Genomic DNA, 12,281 nt, shown 5'->3' with positions numbered 1-12,281 from the left:
GCCGAGAGGTTCTCGCCGTCATGGCTCATGACGAAGGGCGGACCCCATTTGCGGGTATCGTCGCCGCCATCCGGGCTCTCGACCTTGATGACATCGGCGCCGAGATCGGCAAGCAACTGCCCGGCCCAGGGACCGGCCAGGATGCGGGCGAGTTCGATAACTCGGATGCCTTTCAGCGGAGGTTCGGCCATGGATCACCGTGGTTAAACAAAGCGCAGCCTCTATCAACACGCACCCGCCGTGTCACGACCCATGCGATAGGCCACCGCGTCAGGATTTCAGCACGCCGTCGGCCCAGGCGGCGAAATCGTCCATGACGACGTCTCGATTGACCTCGTTCAGGCTTTCGTGCCGCGTTTCCGGGTAAACCTTTGAAACCAGATTCGAAAAGCCCATTGCCCGCATGCGCTTCGCCAGGTGATGGACGGCCTTGCCGTAGTCCGACGCGGGGTCCTTCTCGCCGCCGACAAGATTGACGAAGAGGTCGCGCCGGACGCCGGCGAAGCTGGAATCCCTACCGGCGTGCTGCGCCATATTGACGACATCGCGCCACATCGAGATGGAGGCGTCCCAGCCGCAGAGCGGATCGGCGACATATTTGTCGACCTCGACGGGGTCGCGCGACAGCCAGTCGAACAGGGTCCGGTGGTTGGGCACAGCCTTGCCCCAGGCCTGGAAGGTGAGCTTGGGCAGAAGGCGCGAGGGCACGTCGGAGCCGAGCCGCATCCGCTCCCAGCCTAGAATGCCAAGCGCCAGCTGGCCGAGCAGGCCTTGCGAGAAATTACCGTTCCAGATCGCGGCGGCATGGACACGCCCGGAGTGGCGCAGCACGAAGTTGAGCGCGACGGACGCGCCCAGCGAGTGTCCAAAAACGATCACCGGCAAGCCCGGATGCTCGGTCGCGATCAGGTCGTGAACGGCATCGACATCGGCGATCACCTTGGCGATGCCGTCGGTATCCGCGAACTTGCCGAGCGGCGCGTCGGGCGCCTTTGTTGCGCCATGGCCGCGATGGTCATGGGCATAGACGTGGAAACCTCTTTGGTTGAGGAAATCGGCAAAGCGCGCATAGCGCGCCGCGTGCTCGGCCAGGCCGTGGTTGATCTGGACCACGGCGCGCGGATTTCCGGCGGCTTCTCTCACATAAAGGTTGAGCTCGGCCCCGGTCGATGAGGCCAGGCTGGTTTGCTTGTCGAATGGCATGTCTCGCTCCCCCGGAGACTGTTGGGCGACGGCTTTGCCGGCGTCAAGTGGACAAGCGCGCATGCGGATACGCCGATGAAAGCGCTCAGCTGGGGATTGTTTCTTTCGGGCGGTGAAAAAGATCGCAATTCTGACACGTCGGCTGTTCTAGTGTGAGGAATCCAATACGGTTCAATGATCGCCGGGAGAGCGGGATGCGGGTTTGGGCATTGTGGGGTTCGATGGCGCTGACTGTGGCCGGTGCCGGAGTGGCGCATGCCGACGTGAAGATGAGCGGCACTTTCGTGTCCGATAGCGCGTGTCCGGCGACGCAGGCCATCAGGAGCGGCAAGAATCCAGGCAACATCTCGACCGAAGCCGGGAAGAGCTACGACCTTCTTGCCGGGAACAAGGACGAGCCCACCCATTATCTGATCCAGGTGCCCGGAGCCGATCCGGAGCGGCGCTGGGTGAAGATCAGCTGCGGCCATGTCACCGGCGGCAGCGCTTCCGCCACGCCAGCGCCGTCCGGCCAGACCAAGCCGTCGTCAGCCTCCGGAAAACCTGAATATGTTTTCGCGCTGAGCTGGCAGCCGGCTTTCTGCGAGACCAAGGCCAGCAAGCCCGAATGCAAGGCCCAGAGCCCCAGCGAGTTCGATGCTTCGCACTTCACCCTGCATGGGCTGTGGCCGCAGCCAAACGGCAATTTCTATTGCCAGGTGTCGGCGAGCGACAAGGCCAATGACAATCCGGCGCATTGGGGAGACCTGCCGCCGGTCGATCTCGACACCAACACGCGCGCCGAGCTTGACAAGGTGATGCCTGGCACGGCTTCCAAGCTCGAGCGCCACGAATGGATCAAGCATGGCACCTGCTACGGCAAGAACCAGCAGGAGTATTTTTCAGACGCGCTCAATCTGATGCGCGCGGTGAACGCCTCCGCGGTGCGCGATCTCTTCAACAAGAACATCGGCAAGCAATTGACCTCGGACCAGATCCGCGGCGCTTTCAACGAAGCCTTCGGCGCCGGCGCGGGCGACCGCGTGCGCGTGTCCTGTCTGGTCGACCCGTCGAGCGGCAGGCGTTTGATCGGTGAGATCACGCTCGGCCTGTCTGGTCCGATCAACGCCGACAGCAAGCTCGCCGATCTCCTGATGGCGTCGGCGCCGACAGCCAAGGCCGGTTGCCCGAAGGGCACGGTCGACGCGATCGGCTTCCAGTAAGCGGCAGTTTCGGTCAGGCCGAAGTCAGGCAGATCTTGGGGCGGCCTGCAAGATGATCGCCTCGCTGCCGGGCTCGCCGACAACGCGGTCGCGGCCGCTCAGCTTGGCCTTGTAGAGGCGCTGGTCGGCGAGCGCGAAGATGTCGGCGAGGCAGCGCGTCGTTTCGCTGACGGTGGAGACGCCGGCGCTCACGGTGATGTTGAAACGGCCGGTGTGCGCCGAGGTCTTGACGGCGTTCCTGATGGTCTCGCCGAGCAGCCTGGCGGGCGCGTGCGACTGTTGCGTCAGCACGGCGAATTCCTCGCCGCCGATGCGGAACACCTGATCGTTGCCGCCGGCCGTCTCGGCCAGCAGCACAGCCATCGATTTCAGCACTTTGTCGCCCTCGGCGTGGCCGAAGCGATCGTTGATCGACTTGAAATGGTCGACGTCGACGATGAGCAGGCTAAGCGGCTTGCCCATCCTGATGGCGGCCGACACGGCGGACTCGCCGTCGGCATCGAAGCTGCCGCGATGAAGCAAGCCGGTGAGGCCGTCGCGGCCGACATATTTGATCAGCGCTTCGTAGCGCTCGCGATAGGTGAGGGTGTCGAAGATGTCGGAGAGGCCGCGCGGCACCGCGACATCATTGTCCTCGACCCATTTGAGATAGGCGACGAGCATGCCGCTATAGGCGAGTGCTGCGCCCATCTTGGCGAGCCAGCCGCCGAAGAAGACCTCGATGGGCGCGCCGGCGAAGAAATGCAGCGCGGTGAAGAAGCCGGCTTGGTCGAAGGTGAGCACGCAGGCGACCGATGCGAGGATGCGCATGAACGGCCTGGCGCGCAGATAGGCGCCGAGCTTCTCGTAGAGCAGGATGATCAGGATGGCGTCGATGAAGAGCAGCGAGGTGCCCCAGACCATCAGCCAGCCCATCTCGTCGATGAAGGCGATGCTGGGCATTCTGCCGTCGGGAAGCGGGGAAACGGCGTGCAGGCGCAGGATCAGCACCAGGCCGATCATCAGGGCGTTGCCGAGCAGAAGGCCGTAGATCGGCTGGCGGACGGTCGCCGCATCCTCCTTCATGTAGAGCAGGAGGATCATCACCAGCTTGCCGGAGAAGAGCACGGCGGAGCCCGGCGACACCAGCCCGAACGGCAGCGCGACATAGAAGACGCTGGCAAGATAGGTTTCGAGAAAATGCATGACGCCGAGCGCGCAGATGAACACGCCAAGCCCGATGCGGCGCCGGAAGCGGAAAAGCGTGACCATGGCGCCGAAATAGAGAACCGCTTCGGCAAGGAGCAGGGCACCGTTCAGCACGTCGTCGATCCGATCCTTTCCCTAAACCGCGGCAGGGCCGCGATTTCCCAGCCTGGCATCGTTTTGAAGGCGAATGGTTAACCGCTTCTTTCGCATGATTGCGGGGGCGACGAAAGCTGTCGACGGACTTTGGGGCGAAACCGGCAAATGCGCGGATTGGCCGTCTCGTGCCGAAAGCGATTGCCGTTCGGCGCTTCATCGCCTACATAGCGCGCAACCCCCATCCACCTTGACACTTCAGTTTCCAGGGAAAGCGCGCGTGGCTCGCCAGTTCATCTATCACATGTCCGGCCTGTCGAAGGCCTATGGCACCAAGAAGGTGCTCGATAATGTTCACCTGTCCTTCTATCCGGACGCCAAGATCGGCATTCTCGGCCCCAACGGCTCGGGCAAGTCGACGATCCTGCGCATCATGGCCGGGCTCGACAAGGAGTTCCAGGGCGAGGCGTGGCTGGCCGAGGGCGCGACCGTCGGCTACCTGGCGCAGGAGCCGCAGCTCGACGCAAACAAGACCGTGCGCGAGAACGTCATGGACGGCGTCGCCAGGAAGACGGCCATCATCGAGCGCTACAACGAGCTGATGATGAACTATTCCGACGAGACGGCCGACGAGTCGGCCAAGCTCCAGGACGAGATGGACCGCCTCAATCTGTGGGACCTGGAGCAGCAGGTCGAGATGGCGATGGACGCGCTGCAGTGCCCGCCGCCCGATTCCGAAGTGACCAACCTGTCGGGCGGCGAGCGCCGCCGCGTGGCGCTGTGCCGGCTGCTGCTCGAGCAGCCCGACCTCTTGCTGCTCGACGAACCGACCAACCATCTCGACGCCGAGACCACGCAATGGCTGGAAAAGCACCTGCGCGACTATCCGGGCTCGGTGCTGATCATCACCCACGACCGCTACTTCCTCGACAACGTCACCGGCTGGATCCTCGAGCTCGACCGCGGCCGCGGCATTCCTTACGAGGGCAACTATACCAAATATCTCGACGCCAAGGCCAAGCGCCTGATCCAGGAAGGCCGCGAGGACGACGCCCGCCAGAAATCGATCTGGCGCGAGCGCGAATGGATACAGTCCTCGCCCAAGGCGCGCCAGACCAAGTCCAAGGCGCGTATCAAGGCCTATGAGGAACTGGTCGAGCAGTCGCAGAACCGCAAGCCGACCGACACGCAGATCGTCATCCCGTCGAGCGAGCGCCTGGGCAATGTGGTGATCGAGGTCGAAGGGCTCGACAAGGGTTTCGGCGACGAGCTGCTGATCGAGAACCTGTCGTTCAAACTGCCGCCGGGCGGCATCGTCGGCGTCATCGGCCCGAACGGCGCCGGCAAGACGACGCTGTTCAAGATGATCACCGGCCAGGAGACGCCGGATGCCGGCTCGATCCGCAAGGGCGAGACGGTGCGGCTCGGCTATGTCGACCAGAGCCGCGACGCGCTCGACCCGAACAAGACGGTGTGGGAAGAGATCTCCGGCGGCGCCGAGGTCATCAAGCTCGGCAAGCACGAGGTCAACAGCCGCGCCTACTGCTCGTCCTTCAACTTCCGCGGCGGCGACCAGCAGCAGAAGGTCGGCAACCTGTCGGGCGGCCAGCGCAACCGCGTGCATCTGGCCAAGATGCTGAAGGGCGGCGGCAACGTGCTGCTGCTCGACGAACCGACCAACGACCTCGACACCGAAACGCTGGGCGCGCTGGAAGACGCGCTCGAAGCCTATGCCGGCTGCGCGGTCATCATCAGCCACGACCGCATGTTCCTCGACCGCATGGCCACCCACATGCTCGCCTTCGAGGGCGACGCGCATGTCGAATGGTTCGAAGGCAATTTCGAGGAATATGAGAAGGACAAGCTGCGCCGCCTCGGCGCCGAAGCGGCCGCCCCGCACCGCATGACGCACAAGCGGCTGACGCGGTAGGAGCGGTCCAAAGGGCGGCGAAGAAGAGCGAGGTTCTCGAATGGCTGACTGGTCCGCCGCCCAATATCTGAAGTTCGAGGATGAGCGCACGCGGCCCGCGCGGGACCTGGTGGCGCAGGTGCCGGTCGATTTTCCGCGCCGCGTCGTCGACATCGGCTGTGGCCCGGGCAACTCCACAGAGCTTCTGGTCGAGCGCTGGCCGGATGCTCAGGTCAGCGGCTTCGACACCTCGCCCGACATGATCGAGAAGGCGAGGGCGCGGCTGCCCAACGTCAATTTCGAGCTGGCCGATGCCGCCGGATGGCAGCCCGAGCATCCCGTCGACGTCATCTTCGCCAATGCCGTCTTCCAGTGGCTGCCGGAGCATCCGGCGGTGTTCCAGCGGCTGATGGGACTTTTGGCGCCGGGCGGTGCGTTGGCTGTCCAGATGCCCGACAATCTCGGCGAAGCCTCGCACCAGCTGATGCGCGAGACAGCGGCGGAAGTGCCGTTCGCGGCCAAGCTCAAGGGCGCCGCGCGCGCCCCGCTGCCGCCGGTGTCCTTCTATTACGATCTTTTGTCGCCGCTCGCCGACCGGCTCGACATCTGGCACACGATCTACAACCATCCGCTGGCCGATGCCGAAGCGATCGTCGAATGGGTCAAGTCGACCGGGTTGAAGCCCTTCCTCGATCCGCTCGAAGCGGATGAGAAGAAGCTGTTCCTCGACAGCTACACCGCCAAGATCGCCAAGGCCTATCCGAAGACGGCGAACGGCAAGGTGCTGCTGCGCTTCCCGCGGATCTTCATCGTCGCCAAACGCGCTTAGGGTGTGTTGATATTCAGGTGATGCCCGCCTGCAAATGGCGGTTTCCTGCGCTTCCAGTGCTCACGTGCGAAAAGTACGCTCCGCTCCGTTTCTCGGAAACCACCCAGTTTGGTCGCTTCGCGCCCGTCTTCGACTCCGACCCGGCCTGACCTGAATCTCAACACCCTCACTCGCCCTGCTGCTTGACCGGTTTGCGCCGTCATGCGCATTTCATCCATCTGGACCACGGTCGGCTATCCCTTGGAGGGGGCCGCAGGGCAGGGGGGGCGAATGACATTGGGCAAGATCGGGCTCGCAGGCTGCTTGTGCATGGCTGCGGTGGTTTTTCTTTCGACGGCAGCCGAGGCCAACCCGGCGCGCTGCTTCACCACGGATGACGGTTATTATCCGTGCAATTACAAGGCCCTGGACGGCGAGGGCAGTTTCCGCATCTCGGCGCCCGGCTACCCCACCATCACGCTCGAGATCGACCAGCCGGGCTTTGCCTTCGGCTATGCCAGGTTCGGCAGCCGCAACCGGTCGCTGCCGGGACAGTTCGTGCGCAGCCGCGACGATGGCGCCTGCTGGAACAATCCGCAGACCAACACCAAAGTCTGTGCCTGGTAGACGCGCTCACGGATTTGTGGGGTCACGAGTTTAAGCTGGCATAAACCGGCCAAATGCGACAAGTGTTGCGCCGGGCCGGTTCCGCGCCCACATCAAAGCCGCAAGGCCCGTGCCATTTGGTTCAACGCAATTCCGGACGGAAAACCGGTTCCCACTTTTCCTGGGATTGCTCTAGACGGATTGGACATGCATCGCGTCATCATCAGCGGCATCGGCGCCGAAATCCCTGAACCCGTCATCACCAATGAAGAGCTGGTCGCAAGCTTCAACAGCTGGGTGGACGCCGAGAATGCGCGCCGCGCCGACACCGGCGAGGCGCTCCTGCAGAAATCGGACAGCGACTTCATCGTGCATGCCTCGGGCGTGAAGACCCGCCATGTCATCGAGCGCGAGGGCATCCTCGACCCGACCCGCATGTCGCCTCGCATACCGGCGCGGCCGGACGATGCGCTGTCCTTGGAGGCAGAGTTCGGCATCGCCTCGGCGAAGAAGGCGCTTGCCCATGCCGGGGTCGACGGGTCGGACATCGATCTGGTGATCTGCTCGGCCTCGCACCATCAGCGGCCCTATCCGGCCATCGCCATCGAGATGCAGGAGGCGCTGGGCACCAAAGGCGCCGGCTTCGACATGGGGCTGGGCTGCTCTTCGGCGGCGGCGGCGCTGCATGTCGCCGTCAACCTGGTGAGGGCAGGGGCGCACAAGCGCATCCTGGTGTCGACGCCCGAAATCATCACCGGCCATCTCAATTTCCGCGACCGCCAGACGCACTTCATCTTCGGCGACGCCTCGGTCGCGATGGTCGTCGAGGGACTGGCGCAAGGCGAGAAGCGCCCGGGCCGTTTCGAGGTGCTCGACACGCGCACCTGGACGCAGATGTCGAACAACATCCGCACCAATCTCGGCTATCATACGCGCACAGGCCAGGACGATCCCTATATGATCAACCTGGAAGGCAATCTCATCAAGCAGGTCGGCAACAAGGTGTTCAAGGAAGTCACCGTTGCCGGGCAAAAGTTCATCGTCGAGTTCCTGGCCGAGCACGGGCTGACGCCGGAAGGCATCCGCCGGTTCTGGTTGCATCAGGCCAATGCGCGCATGAATGCGATGATCCTGAAACTGTCCTTCGGCCACGATGTCGATCACGACCGCGCGCCGATGGTGCTGGAGCGGCTCGGCAACACCGCCGGCGCCGGCGCCATCGTGGCGCTGTCGGAGAACCATGCCGACATGAAGGCCGGCGATTTCGGCCTGATCTGCGCCTTCGGCGCCGGCTATTCGATCGGCGGCGCGCTGCTCAGAATGCTCTAAGTAGGTGCGAAGGGCACCAGCATCGGCACGCGCCTGGCATACTCGTCATAGGCCGGGCCGAGCTCGCCGCGAAGGAAGCTCTCTTCCAGCCTCGCCTTGACGACGACGCCGACGAGCAGCAGCGCGGCGCCCGCGATGCCCCATATCGTGCCTTTGACGGCCGCTGTGGCCAGGACCGACAGCAGCAGGCCGGTATAGATCGGGTGGCGCACCAGGCCATAGGGGCCGGTATCGACCACGCGATGATCGGCCTTGGCGGTGACGTTGGCCGACCATAAGCGGCCGAGATGCAGGCGCGCCCACCAGGCGAAGGCGATGCCAATGGCGATCAGCGCAACGCAGACCCAGGCCTCGCCGAGCGTCGGCGTCCAGAGCCGCAACCTGCCGACATAGCCGTGTGCCGGCACGAACATCAGCACGGTGCCGGCCACCCAAAGGACGCGATAGCGTGCCTCCGACTTCAGGTCGGCACGCTTTTTCGCGGGATCTGCCCAGGCTGCGGCAAGCATCCAGGATACCACCCAGAACAGCCAAAGCGCCGCGACGGCGTGTCCAACCTGCATGATCGAGCTTCCTCCCGATTGCGCGCGCGATCGTCTATGCGGCCGGCGCGGCAGCATTGCGGCTTGCTGCGGCGGACGAAACGGATTTGCGGTAAGAAGATCGTGATCGCCATCAAACGGTGTGATCGGATCATCAGCGCTTTCGACTGGACCGCATTCTTCGGCACCTTTAGACCAGCGGCATGCAGGAAACGAACCTGGAACTTTTCCCCGTAGCGGAACCGACTGTCGACATCGTGCCCGGCCGCAAGCTGGCGGCAAAGGCAACAGCGCTCTATGCCGCTGCGCACGATCATTTCGAGACGCGGGCGGTCGCGGAACTGCAGCTTGGCTTCGACGGTATCGCAGGTGACTTCCATGGCGGAACGACGCGGCGCTCGGGCGGGCGCGAGCCGTGGTATCCGCGCGGCACCGAGATGCGCAACGAGCGGCAATTGTCGGTTGTCGCGGCGGACGAGCTTGCCATCGTCGCCCAACGCATGGGGCTCGAGGAGATCAAGCCGGAGTGGATCGGCGCCAATCTCGTGATCGAAGGCGTGCCGCAGCTTTCGATGCTGCCGGCCGGTTCGCTCCTGTTCTTCAAGGGTGGCGTGACGCTCAAGGTCGACGGCCAGAACAAGCCGTGCCGCGTTGCCGGACAGTCGATCGCCGAGCATGTCGGCGCCGCGGATCTCAACGCCACCGCGCTGCTTTTCCCGAAGGAGGCGAAGCGGCTGCGCGGCCTTGTCGCCTGGGTCGAGAAGCCGGGCGTCATCAGGCCCGGCGAGGAGATTTCCATTCGGGTGCCGGAGCAGTGGATCTATCAGCCATGAGGCCACGCTGCTGGAGCAGCTTGGCCGGTGCCTTTTGATCAGGCTTTGCGGTTCTTGTTGGCGCCCTGCGCCATCACCGAGACATGGTCCCACTTTTCCCAAGTGGCGATGCGGTTGGCATATTCCTGCCTGATCATCGGCAGGCCGCCATCGCCGAAGAAGACCCTGAGCGGCGGCTCGGCGGCATCGACGATCGCCAGCATCGCCGGGCCGGTGGCTTGCGGATCGCCGGCGACCGAGCGGCTGCGGCGCTCGGCCATCGCCGCGCGGACCGGTTCGTAGGCATCCAACGGCTTGGAGACCTTGGCCGACGGGCCGGCCCAGTCCGTTGAGAAACCGCCCGGCTCGACAAGGGTCACATGAATACCGAACTGCGCCACTTCCAGGCTGAGCGACTGGCTGAAGGCTTCCAGCGCCCATTTCGAGGCGTGGTAGAGGCCGAGCGAGGCAAAGGCGTTGACGCCGCCGATCGAGGATATCTGGATGATGTGGCCGGAGCGCTGCGCCCGCATGATGGGCAGCGCGGCTTGCGTCACCCAAAGCGCGCCGAAGACGTTGGTCTCGATCTGGTCGCGCGCTTCCTGCTCGGTGACTTCCTCGATGGCGCCGAAATGGCCGTAGCCGGCATTGTTGATGACGACGTCCAGCCGGCCGAAACGCTTGTGCGCCGCGGCGACGGCGGCGTCGACCGCCTGCTTGTCGGTGACGTCGAGCGTCATGGCGGCGACGTTCTCGCCATATTTCTCGACGAGATCGGCGAGGGTGCCGGCATCGCGCGCGGTGGCGGCGACGCGATCGCCGCGGGCGAGCGCGGCCTCGGCCCAGACGCGGCCAAACCCCTTCGACGATCCGGTGATGAACCAAACCTTATCAGTCATGATCTGCGATCCTTGCCCATGGTAAGCGGAGGAATCTCCGTTCCGGATGTACGGTGCCAACGGCACTTTTCCAGATGCATGCCAAGAAATTGTCTGAACCGCAGCCCGGCAGAGAAAGTCGTCAACGCCTCTGTCGGAAATTTCGCAGGCGAGCAATCATCGCTTTGCCGTCGGCTGTCCCGCTCCGCTCGATCAATTGCGAAAGGGTAAAGACACAGATCCCGTCGATCGGGCTTGCCTCGAGCTGCTGCACGGCGTCTGAAAATTCCACGGCGCTGATATAATCGGCGCGGCCGTGTCCCGCGTGCATGCCATCGAGATAGATCGCCTTTGCTTGCAAGGTGCAGATCGTTCGTGCCTTGCCTCGCTTTTTGATGTCCCTGGCGATCTTTGCCGGCCACGCGCTGTCGCGACGCAGGATCTGGTGATAGGCCATCACCTCGAAAATATCGACGACGGCGTTCAGCCGGCTGACATCCTGACCGAAGACTTCCGTCACGGCATCGTCGAAATCGGCTCGGAAGAACGGCAGCGTGTTGATGGCAATCTCGGTGCCGGGCCTGACGGCGTGCACGGCATTGTGCAGGCGGCCGATGGCGGAGACCGTGACGCCGCATTTCCAGTCGCGCCAGGCCTCGCGATAATGGCTGGCGATCCGTTCAGCCGCCTCTCGTGGCCGATCAATCGGAATGTCGGCGCCGGTATCGTCGCGGAAGCGACGCAGCGTGTCGGGCGCATAGCTGTAGTCAGGCTTGGAGGCGCGCTGGGTATCCTGCAACCAGGTTTCCCAGAAGCCGGGCCAGCGGACAAAGCCGAGATGGATGCCCTCCGGCCGCAATTCGTGGACGGCGGTCTCCAGCAGGCCGATCTTGTGGGCGAGGTTCTCCTTGCAGTCCGGCGCGATGCCGACATACCAGTCTTCTTGTGTGGCCAGGCCGCCGTTCTGGTCGATTGGCAGCAGGTCTGGATGCTGGCGTGTGTAGGCCGGATCGAAGCAGATATTGAGGCATCCGAAATATGCAATGCCGCGGTCTTTCAGCGCTTTGCGGAAAGCCAGATCGTCCTGCTTGCTCCAGCGTGCCCGGTCATCGCCACGAACCGCGCTCTCCACAGCCGAATCCTGCATCGGCAGGAAGCGGCTCTGCGTAATGACATAGGTTACGCCCATGGACCGCAATAAGTCGGCGGCCGCCTCGGCCTCCATCCCATATTTCAGGAACAGGTCATTGTCGTAGATCTTCACCCCTACGCTCAGGTCTGTCATCTTGTCGTCCAATGCAAAGGAAGGAAGGGGTTAGTGAACCGCCGTGGTCCGCGAGGTGGCTTCGGCGCTTCGGCTTATCATCGCGAGGAGACGCGCCCGGTCCAAGTCGCGCTTGTCCGTGATCTCCGTTACCGTTCCGGCCTGCACGACCGCGACAAGGTCGGAGAGGGTCAGGATCTCGTCCAGATCGTCGGAGATCAGAAGCACCGCCGCGCCCGCTTCCGCCAACGATCGAATCTGCTGGTGAAGCTCGGCCTTGGCGCCCACGTCGACGCCGGCGGTCGGCTGGTCGAGAACGAGTATCCGTGGCTCGGCGGTCGCTGCCCGGGCCAACAGCACTTTTTGGGCGTTGCCTCCGCTCAGCGTCGCAACATTCCGCTCAGGCTCCGCCGGCCTGACACGGAAGCGTTGAATCGCCTGCTCGAC

General features: G+C 63.9%; 13 protein-coding genes. 6 read left to right on the top strand and 7 right to left on the bottom strand.

What is annotated here, in order from left to right:
- Window positions 1-191 (bottom strand): CoA transferase (locus tag EOD07_RS07350; RefSeq protein WP_206519432.1); only part of this gene is annotated, 191 nt, incomplete at its 3' end.
- 79 nt (window positions 192-270) lie between these two features.
- Window positions 271-1,203 (bottom strand): alpha/beta hydrolase, encoded by a 933-nt coding sequence (locus EOD07_RS07345; protein ID WP_127234659.1) that lies wholly within the window; start codon window positions 1,201-1,203, stop codon window positions 271-273.
- Window positions 1,204-1,397: 194 nt separating this feature from the next.
- On the opposite strand from EOD07_RS07345, the gene EOD07_RS07340 reads away from it, so the two are divergent.
- On the top strand, window positions 1,398-2,405 hold the full coding sequence (locus EOD07_RS07340) for a ribonuclease (protein WP_127234657.1): 1,008 nt from the start codon (window positions 1,398-1,400) through the stop codon (window positions 2,403-2,405).
- 24 nt (window positions 2,406-2,429) lie between these two features.
- Here the strand turns inward: EOD07_RS07340 and EOD07_RS07335 are convergent, their stop codons facing one another.
- Window positions 2,430-3,707 carry a GGDEF domain-containing protein gene (locus tag EOD07_RS07335; RefSeq protein ID WP_127234655.1) on the bottom strand — a complete coding sequence of 426 codons (1,278 nt, stop codon included), beginning with the start codon at window positions 3,705-3,707 and terminating at the stop codon, window positions 2,430-2,432.
- Window positions 3,708-3,966: 259 nt separating this feature from the next.
- On the opposite strand from EOD07_RS07335, the gene ettA reads away from it, so the two are divergent.
- The 4 genes from ettA to EOD07_RS07315 all read left to right on the top strand — a co-directional run bounded on the left by ettA (window position 3,967) and on the right by EOD07_RS07315 (window position 8,338).
- Window positions 3,967-5,616 carry an energy-dependent translational throttle protein EttA gene (ettA, locus tag EOD07_RS07330; RefSeq protein ID WP_127234653.1) on the top strand — a complete coding sequence of 550 codons (1,650 nt, stop codon included), beginning with the start codon at window positions 3,967-3,969 and terminating at the stop codon, window positions 5,614-5,616.
- A gap of 40 nt (window positions 5,617-5,656) precedes the next feature.
- Window positions 5,657-6,424 carry a trans-aconitate 2-methyltransferase gene (gene tam, locus EOD07_RS07325; RefSeq protein ID WP_127234651.1) on the top strand — a complete coding sequence of 256 codons (768 nt, stop codon included), beginning with the start codon at window positions 5,657-5,659 and terminating at the stop codon, window positions 6,422-6,424.
- Between the two features lie 270 nt (window positions 6,425-6,694).
- Window positions 6,695-7,030 carry a hypothetical protein gene (locus tag EOD07_RS07320; protein WP_127234649.1) on the top strand — a complete coding sequence of 112 codons (336 nt, stop codon included), beginning with the start codon at window positions 6,695-6,697 and terminating at the stop codon, window positions 7,028-7,030.
- A gap of 186 nt (window positions 7,031-7,216) precedes the next feature.
- On the top strand, window positions 7,217-8,338 hold the full coding sequence (locus tag EOD07_RS07315) for a beta-ketoacyl-ACP synthase III (RefSeq protein ID WP_127234647.1): 1,122 nt from the start codon (window positions 7,217-7,219) through the stop codon (window positions 8,336-8,338).
- Here the strand turns inward: EOD07_RS07315 and EOD07_RS07310 are convergent.
- The gene (locus tag EOD07_RS07310; protein WP_127234645.1) at window positions 8,335-8,901 is read right to left on the bottom strand and encodes an isoprenylcysteine carboxylmethyltransferase family protein; all 567 of its coding nucleotides are present in this window, start codon (window positions 8,899-8,901) and stop codon (window positions 8,335-8,337) included. The two genes, EOD07_RS07315 and EOD07_RS07310, sit on opposite strands and share 4 nt — an antisense overlap.
- Window positions 8,902-9,083: 182 nt before the next feature.
- On the opposite strand from EOD07_RS07310, the gene EOD07_RS07305 reads away from it, so the two are divergent.
- On the top strand, window positions 9,084-9,713 hold the full coding sequence (locus EOD07_RS07305) for an MOSC domain-containing protein (protein ID WP_127234644.1): 630 nt from the start codon (window positions 9,084-9,086) through the stop codon (window positions 9,711-9,713).
- A 38-nt stretch (window positions 9,714-9,751) separates the two neighbouring features.
- Here EOD07_RS07305 and EOD07_RS07300 read toward each other — a convergent pair whose 3' ends face one another.
- The 3 genes from EOD07_RS07300 to EOD07_RS07290 form a co-directional block, all read right to left on the bottom strand.
- Window positions 9,752-10,591, bottom strand: a complete 840-nt coding sequence (locus EOD07_RS07300; protein ID WP_127234642.1) for an SDR family oxidoreductase — start codon at window positions 10,589-10,591, stop codon at window positions 9,752-9,754.
- Between the two features lie 121 nt (window positions 10,592-10,712).
- The gene (locus EOD07_RS07295; protein WP_127234640.1) at window positions 10,713-11,834 is read right to left on the bottom strand and encodes a hypothetical protein; all 1,122 of its coding nucleotides are present in this window, start codon (window positions 11,832-11,834) and stop codon (window positions 10,713-10,715) included.
- A 51-nt stretch (window positions 11,835-11,885) separates the two neighbouring features.
- On the bottom strand, window positions 11,886-12,281 hold a 396-nt coding region (locus tag EOD07_RS07290; RefSeq protein WP_164772101.1), incomplete at its 5' end, for an ATP-binding cassette domain-containing protein.

It is taken from the genome of Mesorhizobium sp. M2C.T.Ca.TU.002.02.1.1, from assembly GCF_003997225.1.
This window is presented reverse-complemented; position numbering and strand designations above follow the sequence as displayed.